Consider the following 18,860-nt stretch of genomic DNA (forward strand, 5'->3'; position numbering starts at 1 on the left):
TTTAGATACCAAATATATAAAATAGTGCCGGAAGCGTGACGAAACTAAATGCAACGCCGAGTGCGACCGAGGAGATGGCTAGTGAGCTATCAAGTCCAGATTTTATGACCATCGCACTTGCAAGGGCTGATGTTGGCATCGCACATTGGAAGAGACCAACGACCCAAGTTTTGCTCATCTGGATGCCTGAGACTTTTAATATGATGAAAAATACGATAGCTGGCAATATCATCTTACACAAAAGTACGACACTAACGCCTTTATATGAGCTTGTGATACTGCTAAAGTTAAGACCAACGCCGATCGCAAAAAGTGCGACTGGGGTGACGCTACCTTCAAACATCCTAAGTGGCGCAAAGATAAAATCTGGAAGCGGGACTTCTTTTAAGATAAGACCCATAATGAGCGCTATAAATGGTGGAAATTTTAAAATTTTCATTGTATTTTGAAACAATGAGACCTTCTCTGATGCGGCAAAAGATAGGATGAGTGGTCCAAGGATCGAAAGCGGGATACCAGTGGCTATTTGATCGTAAAAGATGACCTCATTTATCATCGCATCGCCAAAGAAGCCCTGAATGACAGGCATACCGACAAATAGGGTGTTGCCAAAAAGGCTTAGCATGGCCATACTAATGGTTGTTATTTTGGTAAATTTAAAAACCTTGCCTATAACAAATGCCAAAGCAGCACTAATGGCGGTTGATACAAAGCCGATTAGGATCGTGTTTATAAGTGAGGCATCGACATTTACGTGGTAAATTTTATCAAAGATTAGCGCAGGCATTGCAAAACAAAGGACAAAATCCACAAATGAGATCGAGTGCTTTTGCTCAACAATGCCGACTTTTTTAGCAAAAAAACCAGTTGCGATTATGAAAAATATTGCAAAAAGTGGTGTGAAATTCATAGCAGTCTCTTTTAAGTTTGAAATTTACAAAAAATTGATTATATGCCCCAAAAGATTAAATTACAATAAACTTTTTCAAAAATTTATTGTCAGCTTTGTGTTAAAAAGAGCTTTTTACACAAATTTATCTTTTTCATCTTTTAATTTGAAGTAAGTTATCACTAAAAATTTATATTTGCATCTATTTTTAAATTTGTTTGTGTTTTTTGATCTTAAAAATTTGATGTAGTTGAAAGAGAAATTTAATGGTGCCCGAGGTCGGACTCGAACCGACACAAGGTTGCTCTTACCAGATTTTGAGTCTGGGTCTTTACTAAACTATAGATTATTATAACTTTCTATAAATACCATATTTTACGCTATTTTAGTATATTTATAATTTCATTATAAGCGACAATTTTATACAATTTGCTATAAAAATGTGTACCCTAATGTGTACCCTAACAAAAATTTGATCATATAGATATAGGATTTTGCTGTGGCGGATAAGCTGATTAAAGTCAATCTTGATAATGCGGATTGTAAAAACATATATTTTGTAAATAATGACGATTTGTTCGCTGGAAAAGAGATCGTAAAAGCTCCAACTTACATTAGTAGAGACTATAAACTGATATTAAGAATTACTATTGTAAATATTAGCGGCATGAGAACTCAAACCAAGAAAACATATTCCTTTAATAAAAAAATCACTTTCTTGCAAGCAATTAAGGAGGTGGCGTCAAAAAGAGAAGGGCTTTTGAGCAAGCTCAAAGAGGGTAAGCATAAAGAGATAAAAATAAAAATACCGACATTAAGTCAGGCGTGGGGCAGATATATGGATATGAAGAAAAATCAACTATCCTCAAATACGCTTGCTTCCTATAATCTATTTACAAATAAATGGATACTGTCTGATTCTAAGCTAGCCAAAACGCCTATAACCCACATTACCACCGAAATGCTGCAAAGCATAGTGAATAAAATGCTAGATTTAGGTATGAGCCCTAGAACCTCAAAATCTGTTAAAGAAGCTCTTAGGCCTATGTTTAACCTGTATGTTTTGGAGGGTATGGTTAAAACCAACCCAGCTAGCTTGATTCAAATACCTAAATTTGACAACCAGGTAAATATTGAGCTAGATGACGAAAAAATAAGGGAACTATACGATGCGCTATATGGTTATCCGGTAGAACCGTTTAGAAGTATATTTGTGTGGCTTTCGCATGGCAGAAGACTAAATGAGGTTTTGAGTTTAGAATGGAGAGACATAAATATACCAAATGGCATATATAATATTAGATACGAAAATAATAAAGTTAGAAAGCCTATGACTTATAAATTAAGCAATGAGCTTTTAGAAACCCTTAAAAATATAGATAGGCAAGAAAGTGGCTATATATTTCACGCCATAACAGATAAGAGTAAAAAAATAGATAAAAATACGATCAGACCTCATTGGGAAAAGATATTAGCAAAGCTTGGGATAAAAATTAGAATTCACGATTTAAGGCACTTGATAGGCGGAGTTTTGGTTTCGGAGGGTAAAACGTTAGAGCAGATAGCTTCTATACTAGGCCATACTTCTACAAATGTTACAAAAAGATATTCAAAGGTCAGAAGAGAAGTGGCTGCCGAAAGCCTAGATGATTTTTTTAAAAGAGTAAAAAAATAAAATCTATTGCCACTGATAAAATATTTACGCGCTAATAACGCTTATCGGCTTTATGGCTTCCAGCTCGGCTTTTTGCCTATTTTTGCTTTCTCTTAGCTCTATATCGCTTTGTAAATTAATAAAAAATCCGTCGGACATCGAGAAGTATCTTGAGAGCCTCAAGGCCGTATCTATAGATACTCTGCGTCTTCCATGTAAAATATCTTGTATGCGAGAAACCGGCAAATCTATATCTTTGGCTAGTCTATATGCCGATAGGCCGTAAGGTTCCATAAATTCGCTAGCTAAAATTTCTCCTATCGTAGGAAGAGGTATTCTATTCATAACTACTCCTTAATGATAATCCACTATTTGCACGTCGCAAAAATCGTTTTTGTTTTCTAGCTTAAAACAAATGCGCCATTTGTCGTTTATTCTTATACTATACTCGTCTTTTCTATCGCCTATTAGTTTTTCTAGGCGATTGGACGGCGGAGAGCGCAAATCGTTTAAATTATCCGCATTGTTTATCATCAAGAGTTTGCGCAAAGCCTTTTGCTGCACATCGGGCGGAAACTTTTTTGAAAAAGTCTCATTGTATATAAGCTCGGTCTCTTTGTCTGCAAAACTCTTTATCATAGTTAAGGATTATACACGAAATTCAGGTATAAGTCAATATGTTTTATTTTTTAAAAATATTCACTCGTTCGGTCAAGCCGAACGAGTGAATATAAGATTATTTGTATAATTTTCATTTTTAGTATTTTGGCTATCAAATCTACGCTGCGAATGCTTGCTTTAATAATTTTTAGCATCAAATTTCAAAGGCGTTGTATTATTTTAAATTTTCTAGTGGCAATGCGTTTAGCATATTTTTTATCGTTCGCCAGTTTGGCAAAAACCTATCCATGTATGCTATGAAATTTTTATTATGGTGTCTTTCTAGCATATGTACAAGCTCATGAACGACTATGTATTCTAGGCATTCTAGCGGTTTTTTTGCGAGTTCGTAGTTGATAACAATATTGCCATCTTTTATATTACAACTTCCCCATTTGGTTTTCATTTTTAGGATTCTTATGGAGCTTGATTTTACTCCGATTTTTGTTTCCCAAATTTCTAGTATTTTTGCGATTTTTGTCCTTAGTTCATTTCGGTAGAATTTTTCTAAAATTCGTTTTCTACTTTCAAAATTTCCGCCATCTTGCACGCTTAATACCATCTTATTATGCTTTACCGTCACGCCGCCGACCCCGTTTATTACCTGCATTAGATATCGCTCACCCCACAGATAGTGACTTTCGCCGCTTACTATCTCTCTTGCACCTATGCGCTCTTGCGAGTTATAAATATTTTGATGTTTACGTATCCATGCGAGCCTGCCAGCCACAGCCATGCGAATTCTATCATCACTCGCATCAAACGGCGCACTTACTCTTACTTCGCCATTTGGCGGCATTACGGAGATGTGTAGGTTTTTTATGTCTTTTCGCGCTACCGCAACATCAATCGAGCCTATTTTCATTGGTATTCTTCTTGTAGCTTTATAAGCTCAAAAAGCTTATCTATATCCACGCCTTTTTCATCCGATAGTGGTTTTATGGTACGCATTAGTTCGCGTTCTTTCATTTTGTTACCGATATATCCGTCTGATTTATATGTTTTGATTGTCTCATCTAGTCTGGCGATCCAGTTTATATCTTGACTAAAGTTATCATATATAGCTCGTTTGCCGTCGCTATTTATCTCTGGTGGATATATGTTGTTTGTATTTTTTATTTGTAGCTGTTTTGCTAGGCTTATAACCTCTTTTAGATACTTTTCATAGTCCAACGCACCCTTTTTACGTTGTTCTATCAGTTCGTCTAGTATTTGGGATAAATTTTCGTAAAATTTTGGATTTAGGGGATTATTATCGACTATTATACGCCTTATGTTATTTTCTATCGCCTCGGCAACCGCCTCATTGCCACCTAGTGCACCATTTTCTTCTTCGCTGATGCCCTCATTTTGTATTAAAATTTCAAGCAGGCCCTTGTCTTCAAATTCTGCTAAGACCTTACTGTCGCCGGCATTTACATATCTATTGATGAGTATACGCATATCATTATCCCATTTTCGCATATCTACATAATCTCCGCTTGCTAGTTTGACGGTATCTCTTAGCATAGAGAAGTTCTTTACGCGATTAGCCCATTGCTGCTCTTGCTCTGTACTATAACCTAGCTTTAAAAGTTCATTTGCTACTCCGTCATACGCTCTGATAAAACTCGCAATCGCACGGTAGAAGCTAAGCCTTCTGGTTTGCATCTCATCTTTTAAATTTTCCCTACTATCGCCGCAAAAATACTCTATAAATTCTTTATCGCTTTTTGGCGACTTTACACCCTCGCATATTGCGCCCAAGATTTCCCATGTATTTTCTAGGTCTTCTTTGCCTTTTTCGAGTCTGTCTTTTAAAAGCCCAACTATATCGCTCTCGTCGTACCCATCAAATGCCTCTTTTGTATAGTCGCTATACGCTTTTTCTAAGCTCTTAAAAAGATCGCGATAATCCACGATATATCCATACTCTTTGCTCTCTCCGTCTAGTCGGTTTACTCGGCATATAGCTTGAAAAAGCCCGTGATCGCGCATAGGTTTATCGATATATAGATATGTCGCGCTTGGTGCGTCAAAACCAGTTAAGAGTTTATCGACGACGATTAAAAGCTTCATTTGTTCAGGTTTTTCTTTAAACTCTTTTTTTACGTCTAGCTCAAACTTATCAGCTTTAGCATCATCTACATCTTTAGTGTTTATGTCGTAGTAGTTAGCTATCATCTGCTTGTAAATTTTATACTTATATTCGCCGTCGCTCATACCATCTGGAGTTATTTCGTTTCTTATCGCTGATGCGGTCGGTCTATAGCTAGATACCACCGCACATCTTTTTTCAAATCCGTTATCGCTAAAAATCTTATACGCCTCGCATGCTTCATATACGCTAGAACAGACGAATATCGCATTTCCGCGCTCTCTTAGTCTAGTTTTATTCTCCATATCAAAAAGTATGTCGCCTGCGATTTTCTCAAGCCTTTGTTTTGAACTCATCAGCTTTTGTAAAGTCGCCCATCTAGCCTTTACTTCACCCTTAGCCAGGTCACTTAGTCCTCTTGTTTTGTTTTCAAATTCTTTGTCTAGTTTATCTTTTGAGCCTAGCCACTGCTCGATGTCTCTAGCTTCATATACAAGGTCTAGCACCACGCCGTCACGAACCGCTTCGTCAAATTTATATGTATGTATAAACTCGCCAAATACTTGCACCGAGCTTTTTTTGTCGTTTTTTAAAAGCGGTGTTCCTGTAAAGCCGATAAAAATCGCATCAGGCATTAACATTTTCATAGCTTCGTGTAGCTTTCCGGATTGCGTTCTGTGACACTCATCCACAAATACAACTACATCGCCATTTACCTTAAAATTTCCCGCTCTACGCTTTATATCGTCCAGATACGCGCTCATGGCTCCGTCATCGCTTTCGTCTTCCGCGCCGTTTCTGCCAAATTTATGCACCAACGAGCATATGAGTGAATGCTCGGCGTTGCTTAATTTTTCTAGCAAATCAGCTCCGCTTTTTGTTCTGTAAATGCTTTCTTTTACGCCGTTAAAGACATTTTCTATCTGCTCGTCAAGCTCGGTTCTGTCCGTGATTATAAGTACCCTAGAGTTTAAATTTTCTTTTATCCATTTTGCAAGCCAGACCATACTTAGGCTTTTGCCGCTACCTTGCGTATGCCAGATGATACCGCCTTTTTTATAGCGTAAAAACTCCTGCGCACGTTTTACGCCGAAATATTGATTATGCCTACAAGTCTTTTTTATCCCACAGTCGTATATGATAAAGTCGTGTAAAATTTCAACCAGTCTCTCTCGCCCGCAAATCGCTTTAAGCCCGCCATACAAACTTAGTTTTTCGCCGTTTTCTTTAAATTCTAAGAAGTATTTTTCAGGCGTCTCTATCACGCCGTATCTTAGTCCTTCGCTTTCGTTTCCAGCCATTACAAGCTGCACGGTGGTAAAAAAGCTCTCTATAAATCTCTTATCTTGGCTTGATAAATTTTGCCTTATGCCTTCGCTCACCGACACGCTTGAACGCTTTAGCTCTAGCACGCAAACGGCTATACCGTTTATATAAAGCACTATATCGGGACGTTTGTCAAACTCGCCGTTTGTAGTTTTTACGCTTACTTCCTCGGCTATGCTAAATTTATTTGCCAGCGGATTATCCCAGTCGATGAGCCAGACACTCTGATTATTTTCGCCTACTTCTTCTATTGCTTTTACGCCGTATCTTAAAAGCGAATATATGGCTTCATTTGCATCATATAGTTTTCGATCACCTCTTGTGTAATTTTCATATTGTAGTTTTTTTAAGGCTTTATCTATAAGCTTATCGCTGTAGCCACGATCTTGCAGCCACCCCCTAAGCTCGTCCTCTCTTATGTTTTTATTATCAAGACCTTGCAAATCGCCTATATATTCGTAGCCAAGCTCGTTTTTAAAAAGATCTATGACTCGCTCTTGCGTTTTTATCTCTTTTTCTACCATATTTTCCTGCATAACTTACCCTTTTAGCCTTATTTTACCGCTTAATAGCTCTCCCATGACGCCTTGTTTTATCATTTTTAACTTCTCTATTTCGTCTTGCAAAGCCGAAATTTCATCGTCCATATCGCTTAAAATTTGGGCGATTTTGGTTTGTTCGGTGATATCCGGAAAGGAAATTTCAAATTTAGAAAACTCGCTTATCCAATGCCTTTTATGATCTCCAACAAAAAAATTGATATTCTGTAAAAGCATAAAGGCCAATTTGATTGAAATTTTTTCATTTTTTGGTTTTAACATTTTCATTGCAGATGATTTGACTTTAAATCGAAAATTTACAAATTTACTATCGGTGGTAAAATCGTCAAAGATAATTACAGGAAAATTTTCATAACAATCAAATTCCTCCTCTGTATAGCCAAGAATAAAACTTTTACCAGCCGTTAAAACGGGTACACTGCCTTTTTCTAAAATTTCAATATCTTGAATAATATAATTCGTCGGCTGTTCGTATTGTAGTATTTCACCAAGCATTGCAGTGTGCCAGTGGGGTTTGGGGGTGAGAAGTTGCTGGGCGACGCCTTGTTTTATATCACGCTTTTTGTCTAAAAGTTTGCACTTGGCGCTTATAAGATCGTCCATATCGCCTAACACTTGTGCGATCCTTTCTTGCTCTGCCTTATCTTTTGGCATTAAAATTTTATATTTTGAAATTTGCGGTACTGTTAGTTGTGGGACGCCCGTGCTCTCAATGACAAAATATATAAATTGATTTATATATTCAGCAACATAATAACAAGAAATATCAAATTTTGGTTTTAAATTTAAAAGCCGACCTATGCTACAAAATTTACCACTTCTAGCAACTGCGTAGCCAATGTAGCCTCTTGCGGTAACTGTTACAAAATTTCCTTCGAAATCAAAATCCGACGAATATCCATAAAGTCCATTATTGCTTACGGCATTTGAGTAAATAGGATTTAAAAATTTGTCTGTTTTGATATGCGAAAAAGTTAATCTGCCCAAATCCCCACCAGCTGAAATTTCACAAATTTCTCCAAGAGTTGCAACATACCACCCATCCGGGATTTGACCTTCGTAAATTTGACTACTCATCTTGCTTTATCCATTGCGTCAAGGTGGGCTTTGACACGAAGAGATAGAGTGCTGGCACGCTCAGTGAGCTCATCTAGCGTCTTATCGTATCGAGATGCAAGCGTGCTTATACGATTTATACACTCTTGCACAGCTCGTTCTACGGTGGATAAAATTTGCTCTTTTAGTTCATTTAGCCATTTATCATCTACGACTAAGGTTTTTATCTCATTCTCGTCAAGGGTTTTAAATTTGTCAAATACTTTTTGATTTAACTTCCCAGTGGCGGCCTTTAGAGTGCTTTCGAGTTCTTTTTGGTTGGTTAAAATTTGAAGTGCTTTGTTATAAATTTCTTGCTCATTTTTATCGCTAGTTTGCTTTATAGCTTCTTTTAGGCTTTTTAGGGTTATCTTGTCTTTATCGTCATAGGCGTTTGATAGCTCGTCCTCTCCGAACTCATCTACAAAATTTATAAATTCATCTTGCTTTTTACTAACCTTGGTTTCAAGGAGCGAAATTTGATCTATATCTTGCGCAAAATAACGCTTTGATATAAGCTCCGGCGGGATGATCTCGCTTACAAATTTCTTTGCTTTATTTCCAGAGCCTAGGATTAAATTCGGCGTTTGTTTATCGCCTTTTTCTACTGGCATTAGATCGCGCGCCGTTAGCCATCCGTTTTGTGCGATAGCATAAACGTCGTCGCTTAATGTATCTGCGACATAGTCCATAAAGACCTGGTAAACGTCATAATCGCTCACTAGCTTAGTTTCTTTAAAGTGTTTTAAAAGACTTTCGCCGTATGTTTTAATAAGCTCTTTTGGATGATCTTTTTGTTTTATGGATTTTAGATCATTTTCATCGTGCCAATTCTCAAAATGCGATAAAATTTCGTTCTCAAATTTTGCATATTCGCTTGATGCTTGTATCGTTGCCTTTAGTTCGCTTGGGGCAAAATTTGGCGAATAAAGTGAGCCATTAGGCGTAAAAATTTTAGTTTTTGTTTGTGTAAAAATACTCCAAAATTCGCCCAAGTCATCAATGTCACCTTTTGGGATACCACCACCATATAAATGCGCATGTAAGTCTTGCGTATCTGCTTTGTCGGCACTATCGATATAGCGCGGTATGTTTAGATTGTAGTCGTTGCGAGAAATTTCATCCAATGAGACTAAACGGCTGTAGCGTATTAGCTCTTTTTGTGTCGTAAAGGTATCTACTATCTTATGTATGTCTTGCTCTCGAAGGCGATTTTTGTTGCCATCTTTTATAAAGCCTTTTGATGCATCTATCATAAAGACGCCCCGACCGCTTAAAACTTCGCCTTTTTCGTTAAATGTAGCGTCAAATGAATTTTGCTTATCTATAACTATAATGCATGCCGGTATACCTGTGCCGTAAAATAGGTTTGTCGGTAGCCCGATGACGCCCTTGATAACGCCTCGGCGAAGTAGCTCCTTACGAATACGAGCCTCAGCATCGCCCCGAAATAGCACGCCGTGAGGCAAGATGATAGCGCCCTTGCCAGTAGTTTTAAGACTCGCTATAAGATGTAGTAAAAATGCGTAATCGCCGTTTTTTTCTGGTGGGATGCCTATTTCAAAACGGTTGTAGATGTCTGCTGTTGGAACTATGCCGTTTGTCCAGTTTTTGTTAGAAAACGGCGGATTTGCCACGGCAAAATCAAAACGTTTTAGTGTATTTTTATCGGCAAATGCAGGCTGAGCCATAGTGTTTCCTTGGCGGATGTCGGCGGTGTCGTTGCCATGGAGTATCATATTCATACGAGCAAGTGCATATGTGGCTACATCCATCTCTTGACCGTAAATGCTAAGTCCTAATTCTGACTGATTGGCAGCTTTAAGCAAGAGTGAGCCGGATCCGCAAGTTGGGTCGTAAACAGTTGTAGAGCGGTTGGCGGTAGGCGGAATGCCTATGATTTGCGCCATAATGCGCGATACTTCGGCTGGGGTATAGAACTGTCCTTTTGATTTACCGGATTCCGTCGCAAAATGGCGCATGAGGTACTCGTATGCATCGCCCAGCAAGTCATCGCCCTCAGAGCTGTTTGACGAAAAGTCAAGGTTCTCAAAAATCGATACTAGCGTACTAAGCCTATCAACCAGCTCTTTGCCTTTGCCTAATTTATCCTCGTCGTTAAAATCAGCTTGATTTATAACGCCTTGAAGGTCGTTTGCTTCTGCGATAGAGGCTATCTTTTTGTTTAGTTCATCGCCTATGCTCGGTTTGTGTTTAAGCGCGACAATGCTTGCGTAATCTGTACCCGTAGGTAGCTCCAAAACCGTGCTGTCTTTGCGGTCTGAGATGTATTTTAAAAATAAGAGCGTTAGAACATAGTTTTTGTAAAGGCTTGCGTCCATGCCGCCGCGCAGTTCATCGCAACTAGCCCAAAGCGATGAATAAAGTTCTGTCTTTTTGAGTGCCATATTTATACCTAGGTTATTGAAATTTTGGCTAGATTATAGCATTTAGAGCGTGAAAATTGACATAAAATACATCAATACGGCTAATTCTTTCTAGGCCTGCCTTTATTGTTTTTCTTCGGCATCACGCCTCGCCTTAAAGCTCTAAAGCTTTTTCCGTCTGCATTGACTATATTTTGCTCTCCCTTACATAGATAGGGTAGCACTTTCTCTTTCAGAATTTGTATTTTTTCTTTGTTGTCGTAGCAAATTCTACCCAGCCCATTATTCTTATACTTTCCTAAATTGCAATTATAAGAACACCCTTTGCCTTTTGTAATATTATTATTCCAATAGTCGCAAAGACGTTTGGCTGTCTTTGGTGTTGTTTGCTCTCTAGTATTTTGCCCATCCATAAAGATAACAACGTGAGCGTGTAAGTGGTTATATCCACTATCTCCTTGCTCCATTTTGATAATATACCCTTTTGAATTTTTAAATAGTGTATTGCCTCGTTTATTGTTGTACAAGCGGTTGATATCATTGTCAAAGCTTTCCAATGTAACGTCGTCTCTATTTTCTTGTCTATAATACAAATCAACTCTTATCACGTCTATCCTGGAATTAGTTTGCATAATTCCATCTACATATTCATTTAGGCTTTCTTGCCTTCTCTGTTCTGTTCTGCCACAGTGTTTCTTTGTCATATTTAACTCCTTTGATATTTTAGATAACTACAGATCGTATATTTAGCTATTTTTGTATCTATTAATAATTTTAATTTAATTAATAATACTTATTATGCTAAAATCAAAGCCTATAGAAATCAATATAGCCGATTAGCTAAGGGCTTGATATTCTATACGTCTTAAATTATCAGTTAATATACGTACTTATGGCAAAACAAAAAAAGTAAAATATTAATATACGCTCAAAGCCCATATTGGACTTTGAGCGTATATTTATTATGCAACGTTAGGGTTAATGGCTTTATACCATTGCTTGCTGCCGTTGTCCCATCTAAAGCCAAGAGATTTAATCGTATCCTTCTTTGAAAATACGTCTTTCCCAGTAACTAGCAAAAATCCATTTCGTTGGACAATGTCTAAACCTAAATTTTGTAAGGTCATTTGCTTGTCGGTTTGGCTGAGGTTGTTCTGTCCGGTATAGAAGTTAGGTTTGTGTTCTTGCTTGTGCAGGATGACGGTAGCTTTTGACAAATTGTTTTGCTGTGCTTTTTGCGGAACGTAGTTACGGCTTTTGTCGTATAGAGAATTGCCGAATTGATTTCCAAATGTCCGCAAACTCCTTTTTAGTGCATCGGTTACGGCCTCTTTTGCGCCGTTTTCGTGAGCGTCTGCTAGACTTTTGGCTACCCCTGTGCCAAATCCTACGTCTTGACGAGTAATGCATTTGGAGTGATCCAAGCTAAAGACATAGACCTTGACTACGGCTTTATAACAAATAACGGCATTTTGATTATTGTTCGTCTCTTGCGACACTTGCCCTAATGAAACGATGCTATAGCTCCAGCTCCCGAATCCAAAAATATTATTGGCGGTTTCTATAACGTCAAAACCTTCCAAGTAGGATAATTTAATATTGGCCTTTTCTCTTGTTTTTATCCTACTGCTATCTAGTTCTTCTTGCAGGATTTTAATTTGCTTTTCGTTAAACATCTAATATCCTTTTAAACGGCTTTTGGAAGCTCGTCGTTTGCTGGGAGCATATTGATATTGTTAGGTTTGACGTCTCTCTTTTTATTAACCTTGATTTTGGCTGGGCAAACGGTGCTAACGATCGAAATTTCCGCAAAACCCTTTATTTCATCTCGTCTACCGTCTTTTAGTCCTTCTTCTATAGCTTCCATATCAAGGCTAAATTTTACGTAGCCTAAGCTCATTAACGCAGCCTCGTCTTTAATCTTGATTTCGTCTTTTGTCTTTATGTTTTCTTTAATTAGAGTTAAAGATGAGATTACGTTACCGTCTATTCTGTCGATACCGTTTTCCAAGAAAACTTCCGCCACTATCTCTTTTGCGATCTCTAGCGCTTGTGTTAAGTTTCGTTTCAGAGTTTGAAGCTCTTGTATGTCTTGAGATAAAATGTCTATCTTATTTTTAATCTCGTCTAGAGATAACCCTAAGTAGTCGCATTTTTGAAAGTAGCTCGTACTATTGTTTTCTAGGATGCCTTTAAGATACTCTTTAAAATTTTGTGTAGGCTTATTTTCGTTTAAGCGTTCTATCTCAGATTGTAGCTTGTAGTTTATAAGTTTCATTTTTCTGCCTTATGCTATCAACTTGTTTTGAGTAGCTTTGATTTTGGCGATGTTTTCTGCCATATTCCAAAGCTTCTTGTTTATATCGGTATCGGTAGAAATCGATTTTATAATCCTACTAGTAAATCGCCTATTCGTTTCGGCGTTAACTCCGCTAATGTTACCCCTAATCAAATGTTCCTGGATGGTGTTAAAGGTAGTATATAGGTCGTCCTTCTCGTCTTCTATTCTGTGCGGAACCAATAAATCTCTATAATCCACCTCCAAATGCTTTTCAAATCTTAACGGGATCGCAGCCTTGGCAAAGCTTGCTTTATCGTCTTGGGTTAGCGGTATTTTGCTAAATAGCTTTATTTTGTTCAAAATATCGTATTTGGCTTTGGCTATTTTGTTTATAGCGATCGATACGTCGTTTTCTTTGTCGCCCAAGTGTTTTATTTGGTAAGACTCGAATACTTCGTCTGATACCACTAGGCCGTTAGTGCAAACAAATCTAAATACGCCTGCGCTTATACTAAAGCATTTGCTTCTATCGTGCGAATTAAACAGCAAAATCTCTACTATATTCTCTCCCGGGTTTAAAAAATCGTCTAGATGACGAAACCTTACGTAATGCTTTTGAAATCCCTCTTTCTTTTCGTCTCTCACGTTTGCTTCGCTTACGCCTACTGGATACCAAGCATAATCCCTGATCTCGTTTATTACGTCGATCGTAGATATAAAGTGATACTTGTCGCTTGCTTCAAAATACGGTTCGTCCGCAAACAAAGACAGAGCTAGTTGCTCTAATTGCTCATTAGTGAGCGGTTCGTTTGATATAGTCATTTTTTGTTTCTCCTTTCGACTATTATTTCGGTTATGAATAGCAAGGTTATTCGTCTATACTATCCTTAATTATTTTAGCGACAGCCATCACTATCTCTAAAAAAACTCCCATTTTACGCCTCCTAAAAGTATAATTTAAAAATTACGCAGTTGATTGGAAAATATCCAAAACCTGTTTCTGCCGTCGGTGAACTATCGCCTATACTGACTACGCTAGAACTCATATCTATTCCTTTTGCGTTTTAGATGTAATAGCTTATGGATTAGTCTTTTGATCCAAGACGGCCTCTTGTTCGGTAAAAAGCAATGATTTACCATATTAGCTCCTTAAAAAGTAAAGTAGCGATATATTTCTATATGCTTATATAAATAATATATAATTGAAATTTTTTCATTTTGATCCTATCTCCACCCATGGCAGATTAGCCATAGGTGGAGATCTTTGTGCCTTGTTGAAGTAGGGGGGGGCGTTTTGTAAGTTCGTAAAATAAAAAGGGTGATATTGTTTAATTTGTAGCGGTTTTGTTAGTTTAGGGCGGGCAGAGTGTTGCTTTCTAAGAATAAAATCAAGACTTGCCTACTAATAAAATTCTTGGTGCCGATCTTCACCACCTCTATTTCTCTATTGTAAATCAACTTCTTTAGCATATCAGATTTTATCAAGTTCATCTCCTCTATATCCTTTATGCTAAACAGCAATCCTTTTGGAAGGAGCGAATCATAATTTGCATAAATTTCCATTTTCAAAATCCTTGGGTTGTATTTTGTCAATGGATTGAGCTGCTGAAAAAAGAAAGTACTAAAAGCGCATACGAAATCTAAAATTTATGCAACTATTTTTTTAGATAGTATATATTTACTTTTATCATTGTATAATGTATAAATAGTTTCTATATAATTATATATGTATATAAGTAAAAAGTATTGTATTTTTAGGAATTTATGTATTAATTTTAAAATATAATATTTTAATAGTATAGAAACAAAAGTGCTATAAAATACGCTTTTTTAGGTATTTTATAAGTATTTCTATATTATCTTTTTAATGTTTCTAACTTTAGAATAGAAACATTAAATTTATTTTTATCTATATCTAGAAATATAATAGAAACACTAAAAGAAACATAATATTAATTAAGTATAATATTAATACTTTAAAAATATTTATCTAATTTTTGTCTGGGAAATAGAAGCATTTTGCTCCGCCTGGAGCTAGTACTGTTTTGAATAAATTTCCATCAAGCTCTTTTAGTTTTTTATATAAAGTAGTAGCGCTAATATCATAGTCGTATTTTTGTTTAAAGACTTCGTATATGTATTTTCGTTCTACTTTTTTATGTTTATCATATAGTTTTTTTATATTCTCAAAAGTTTCATCCGTGTTATTCCATTTTACTTTATCTATTTGGTTTAGCATATTTTGACTACTGGCAAGCTCGCTAGCAAATTCTATAATGCAGTCTTCCAATGTAGCTTTTTTTGTTATATCCATATCTTTTATATATAATATTTCTTTACTATAATTATAGCATTTTAAAATACTAGAAAAAGTATCCAAATCGACAGACAAATCGTATTTTAAGCTAAGCTGGCTATGAAATTCATCTGGTATATACATTGTTTTTATGTCATCAGGTAAATCTAAAACTACGTACTCGACACCGGACAAGTCATAAGGTATATATTTTTTATCCGTAGTTATAACGATACCAACTATGTTTTTATCTCGTTTTATAAGAATATCTCGAATAAGCTCTTTATTTTCTATGTCTTTCAGCGAGCTGCTTGATATATTATCAAAATTATAGAATATTTTATTAGATTTTTCTTTTTCTATGTTTTTTTTGGATAACGTTTTGTCGTCTATTTTTAAACAATATTCGTTTCCAAAAATAGGTTGAATAATCTGATTAAAAAATATTTCTTTGCCAGACTTTTCTCCACCCCTTAGAATTAATACGCTACGAAATAGATCACTATTCATTGTATTATTTGTAATATATCTAATCATATTAGATAGCCAGCACATTATATAATTAAACCCGTCTGTTCTATATCCAGATATATGGTATAAATATTGCATTACATGGTAATATTTATCTTGATCCATCTTGTTTCCGGTATTATATTTACCGCTACATAGAGGATATATTTTGCCTATATTGAATATAAGATTTGCAGTGTCTGCAAGGCAACTATTGGGATAAAATTTATTTATATATATTCCATTACTTTCTTTTATAAATTGCTCTTTGTTAACAGAAAATTTTTCACCCAAAATTATAGGCAGAGCATTTAGGGGGATTAGTGTGGTATTTGCCTGAAGTGGTGTAACGGACTGCTTTTTCTTATCCGGTTTTTGCTGCTTTATTTCCCAGTGCATTAACTCCAATTGATTTTTAAATGTTTTTACGCTTTGTTTAGATAGACTGCCCAAGAGAAGGTCTATATTTTGCAATGGAATATATTTTTTTGTATTTTGATAGCAATGAACAATATTTCCTCTCTGATCAATCCAAAACAAATGGCCCTTATTGGCTAAATTAAGAAAAAAAATCTAGTATTAAGATAATAAACATCGAGAAAATTGTCTGGATAAAGTATGTCGTAATTGAAATATCTAAAAGGTATTTGTGTTGAAGAACAAATTATTGTTTCACCTACAAAAATACGCCTATAGTCCTTTATACAATATAGCTCAGCAAACATCTTTATTCCATATTTTTTAAAACAATTGTAGCATTATTTCTTTATTTTTATACTACTAAAATAATCTTTTTTAAAAATGTGTACCCTAATGTGTACCCTTGATTAGAATTTTGTGTCTTTTGGATTTTTATAAAAGCTCTAGAATAATGATATAATCGATGGTGCCCGAGGTCGGACTCGAACCGACACAAGGTTGCCCTTACCAGATTTTGAGTCTAGCGCGTCTACCAGTTTCACCACTCGGGCTAAAAAATAATAAAAATTTATATGGGTAAAAATTTGAGTAAAAATAGAGACCTGCTAGAGGTCTCTATAAAAGAAATTATTTCTTTTTGCCTTTTTTGTGAGCGCCGGCAGCTACTGCTTCTTTAAGTTTTTTGCCAACTTTGAACTTAACTGCTTTGCTTGCAGGAACGTCAATAACTTTTTTAGTTCCTGGAACTCTTGCTTTTCTGGCAGCTCTGTCAGCAGTACTGAAAGTACCGAAGCCGATGAAGCTTATAGAATCGCTTTTCTCAAGAACAGCTTGGATTGTCTCTAAAGTAGCGTCAACAACTTTAAGAGAATCTTTTTTTGAAAGACCAGCCTTGTCGGCAACAGCTTGAATAAATTCAGCTTTTTTCATGAATCATCCTTTTAAGAAGTGTGATGCGGCAATTCTACAATCTTTTTCAAAAAAAAACAATAGTTTTTAACGAAATTTAGCCATATTTTTTAAAATTTTTAACAAAGAAAGGCAAAAACGGCCATTTTACTCTTCTATCTCGAGCGCAAACTCTGTTTTAAGACCGATTTTTTTCATATCTATCAGGCGTAAACCTTTAAAATTTAAAGTCATGAGCTGTGTTTTATCATTCACACTGTTTTTTGATATCTCTTTTAAAATTTTACCTCGGTAGGCTTTGGCATGATGACTGATGACCTTGCCATTTTTTAGAAATTTAAAGCTTATATATTCTTTTTTGATACTATAAAATTTCTCGTAAAATCCTGCCCTTAGATCCAAAACATGATCGTCTTGTAAAAACTCATCGATAGCTGCGCTAAAATTTTCATTATAAAATTTCTCGATATCAAGGCCATTTATCTTTTCGCCTTGCTTTAGTTTGTACTCGGGAATAAGATCACCGGCCATTATAGGCCCGAATAAATTTGAAAATATAAGAACGTTTTCATCTATATAGCCTTGAGCCTTGGTGTCTAGCGACCGGTAATTTAAATGTTTATACGCGACGCCATCATAGCGCAAGATGGCCTTTATACAGCCTTTTGCGAAGATATCGTCTCTTAAAGTATCGTCGGTATCTAAATTTTTAAAACCAAAAAGCCTGCAAAGCTCCTTATCGCTTGCCGTTTTTACGAATGAAGCGTATCTTTTTAAAATTTCAAGCCTTAGATGAAAGAGCTTAGCAAAGGTGAAATTTTCTTTTCGTATATAGCTACCGCCTGCAAATGCGCTCTTGCTTTCACTCGGAGAAAAGAGTATTTTTGGTGCCATTTTATAAAACTCGCGTGTTTTGGTGTATTAGGCATAGGTTAATTTACTATATTATAATTGATACTATAAATTTCTAATTATATTTAAATCACTACAAGCAGTTTTGCTAGGCCTTTAATATCTTTAATATATAGTAATTTGCCTGATCGCCTTAAAAACTTCTAAATTTACTTAATTTTGAATTATACTACATTTTAAATTTGTAGTATCATAACTACCTTTAGCCTTAGCCTCCATTACTTCTTTCCTAAACTTCTCAATGCCTCTCTGGATGCCTTCTTGCTCCAACTCTAACTGTCTTTTAAAAAGTTTTGGGTCTATATACATTTACTGCCTCCTTCTAAAAAGTTTTTGGGGTATTACCCATCTACAGATAATTATGGTGGTTCGACTACTTTTCCTAGAGTGAGTAGTTAAAAGTAGTTTTATGTCCTATTATTAAGGTTCAGGATAACCTTAATAATATAGTTAAAGAAATATTAGTTTTTAGAATTAATTAAGACACTTAAACAATCAAAAGTTTTCTACGTGATTTTATGCAAACCCGAAGTAGTGTTTATGATGTTTTAAAAGGAACTGCTTAAGGACTACTAGCAGGAACCTTAGCTAGGTGTTCCTTTCTAAAGTTCCTTTTAGAGCCTTTTAAAGAGTTTCTCTTGTATTTCTACTGTATGTCTTAAAGTATGTATTTCAGGGGGGTAAACTGGTTGCGGAGGACGGATTTGAACCGCCGACCTTCGGGTTATGAGCCCGACGAGCTACCACTGCTCTACTCCGCGATAAGAGTTTAGGGATTTTCGTGGATGGGGTAAGAGGATTCGAACCTCTGAATGACTGGACCAAAACCAGTTGCCTTACCGCTTGGCGATACCCCAATGCAAAAGAGTTGTAATTATATAGAT

At 36.0% G+C, this 18,860-nt stretch carries 16 protein-coding genes and 4 tRNA genes; 1 reads left to right on the forward strand and 19 read right to left on the reverse strand.

Features of this window, described 5'->3' with window-relative positions; translation table 11 throughout:
* Position 1: 1 nt before the first annotated feature.
* Both CCVT_RS04330 and CCVT_RS04335 read right to left on the reverse strand, forming a co-directional pair.
* The gene (locus tag CCVT_RS04330; RefSeq protein ID WP_018135879.1) at positions 2 to 910 is read right to left on the reverse strand and encodes an AEC family transporter; all 909 of its coding nucleotides are present in this window, start codon (positions 908 to 910) and stop codon (positions 2 to 4) included.
* A 246-nt stretch (positions 911 to 1,156) separates the two neighbouring features.
* Positions 1,157 to 1,236 (reverse strand) — tRNA-Leu (locus CCVT_RS04335).
* A 152-nt stretch (positions 1,237 to 1,388) separates the two neighbouring features.
* On the opposite strand from CCVT_RS04335, the gene CCVT_RS04340 reads away from it, so the two are divergent.
* Positions 1,389 to 2,564: a site-specific integrase gene (locus tag CCVT_RS04340; RefSeq protein ID WP_018135880.1), complete on the forward strand. Its 1,176-nt coding sequence runs from the start codon at positions 1,389 to 1,391 to the stop codon at positions 2,562 to 2,564.
* 24 nt (positions 2,565 to 2,588) lie between these two features.
* On the opposite strand, the gene CCVT_RS04345 is transcribed toward CCVT_RS04340, so the two are convergent.
* The 17 genes from CCVT_RS04345 to CCVT_RS04425 form a co-directional block, all read right to left on the reverse strand.
* Complete coding sequence (locus CCVT_RS04345) at positions 2,589 to 2,888, reverse strand: HigA family addiction module antitoxin (RefSeq protein ID WP_018135881.1); 300 nt, start codon at positions 2,886 to 2,888, stop codon at positions 2,589 to 2,591.
* A 9-nt stretch (positions 2,889 to 2,897) separates the two neighbouring features.
* Positions 2,898 to 3,182, reverse strand: a complete 285-nt coding sequence (locus tag CCVT_RS04350) for a type II toxin-antitoxin system RelE/ParE family toxin (RefSeq protein ID WP_002948088.1) — start codon at positions 3,180 to 3,182, stop codon at positions 2,898 to 2,900.
* A gap of 196 nt (positions 3,183 to 3,378) precedes the next feature.
* Complete coding sequence (locus CCVT_RS04355; protein WP_018135882.1) at positions 3,379 to 4,068, reverse strand: M48 family metallopeptidase; 690 nt, start codon at positions 4,066 to 4,068, stop codon at positions 3,379 to 3,381.
* Positions 4,065 to 7,142, reverse strand: coding sequence for a type I restriction endonuclease subunit R (locus CCVT_RS04360; protein ID WP_018135883.1), 3,078 nt, complete (start codon positions 7,140 to 7,142; stop codon positions 4,065 to 4,067). The genes CCVT_RS04355 and CCVT_RS04360 overlap by 4 nt, the downstream gene beginning before the upstream one ends.
* Before the next feature lie 3 nt (positions 7,143 to 7,145).
* Positions 7,146 to 8,243 carry a restriction endonuclease subunit S gene (locus CCVT_RS04365; RefSeq protein WP_018135884.1) on the reverse strand — a complete coding sequence of 366 codons (1,098 nt, stop codon included), beginning with the start codon at positions 8,241 to 8,243 and terminating at the stop codon, positions 7,146 to 7,148.
* Positions 8,240 to 10,669 (reverse strand): type I restriction-modification system subunit M, encoded by a 2,430-nt coding sequence (locus CCVT_RS04370; protein WP_018135885.1) that lies wholly within the window; start codon positions 10,667 to 10,669, stop codon positions 8,240 to 8,242. The genes CCVT_RS04365 and CCVT_RS04370 overlap by 4 nt, the downstream gene beginning before the upstream one ends.
* Before the next feature lie 80 nt (positions 10,670 to 10,749).
* Positions 10,750 to 11,352, reverse strand: a complete 603-nt coding sequence (locus tag CCVT_RS04375; protein ID WP_018135886.1) for a YagK/YfjJ domain-containing protein — start codon at positions 11,350 to 11,352, stop codon at positions 10,750 to 10,752.
* 258 nt (positions 11,353 to 11,610) lie between these two features.
* Positions 11,611 to 12,324 carry a Rad52/Rad22 family DNA repair protein gene (locus CCVT_RS04380; protein WP_018135887.1) on the reverse strand — a complete coding sequence of 238 codons (714 nt, stop codon included), beginning with the start codon at positions 12,322 to 12,324 and terminating at the stop codon, positions 11,611 to 11,613.
* Between the two features lie 11 nt (positions 12,325 to 12,335).
* Positions 12,336 to 12,926: a hypothetical protein gene (locus CCVT_RS04385; RefSeq protein WP_018135888.1), complete on the reverse strand. Its 591-nt coding sequence runs from the start codon at positions 12,924 to 12,926 to the stop codon at positions 12,336 to 12,338.
* A 9-nt stretch (positions 12,927 to 12,935) separates the two neighbouring features.
* On the reverse strand, positions 12,936 to 13,751 hold the full coding sequence (locus tag CCVT_RS04390; RefSeq protein ID WP_018135889.1) for a DUF932 domain-containing protein: 816 nt from the start codon (positions 13,749 to 13,751) through the stop codon (positions 12,936 to 12,938).
* 1,168 nt (positions 13,752 to 14,919) lie between these two features.
* Complete coding sequence (locus CCVT_RS04395) at positions 14,920 to 16,275, reverse strand: hypothetical protein (RefSeq protein WP_018135890.1); 1,356 nt, start codon at positions 16,273 to 16,275, stop codon at positions 14,920 to 14,922.
* A 344-nt stretch (positions 16,276 to 16,619) separates the two neighbouring features.
* Positions 16,620 to 16,706, reverse strand: a tRNA-Leu gene (locus tag CCVT_RS04400).
* 76 nt (positions 16,707 to 16,782) lie between these two features.
* A complete protein-coding gene (locus tag CCVT_RS04405; RefSeq protein ID WP_018135891.1) occupies positions 16,783 to 17,085 on the reverse strand; it encodes an HU family DNA-binding protein in 303 nt (100 codons plus the stop codon).
* A gap of 126 nt (positions 17,086 to 17,211) precedes the next feature.
* A complete protein-coding gene (locus CCVT_RS04410) occupies positions 17,212 to 17,958 on the reverse strand; it encodes a YaaA family protein (RefSeq protein WP_018135892.1) in 747 nt (248 codons plus the stop codon).
* Positions 17,959 to 18,129: 171 nt separating this feature from the next.
* Positions 18,130 to 18,285, reverse strand: a complete 156-nt coding sequence (locus tag CCVT_RS04415) for a hypothetical protein (RefSeq protein ID WP_018135893.1) — start codon at positions 18,283 to 18,285, stop codon at positions 18,130 to 18,132.
* Between the two features lie 377 nt (positions 18,286 to 18,662).
* Positions 18,663 to 18,737: transfer RNA gene (locus CCVT_RS04420), tRNA-Met, on the reverse strand.
* 21 nt (positions 18,738 to 18,758) lie between these two features.
* Positions 18,759 to 18,833: transfer RNA gene (locus CCVT_RS04425), tRNA-Gln, on the reverse strand.
* Positions 18,834 to 18,860 lie beyond the last annotated feature (27 nt).

The organism is Campylobacter curvus (assembly GCF_013372125.1).
GTDB classification, from domain to species: Bacteria; Campylobacterota; Campylobacteria; order Campylobacterales; family Campylobacteraceae; genus Campylobacter_A; species Campylobacter_A curvus.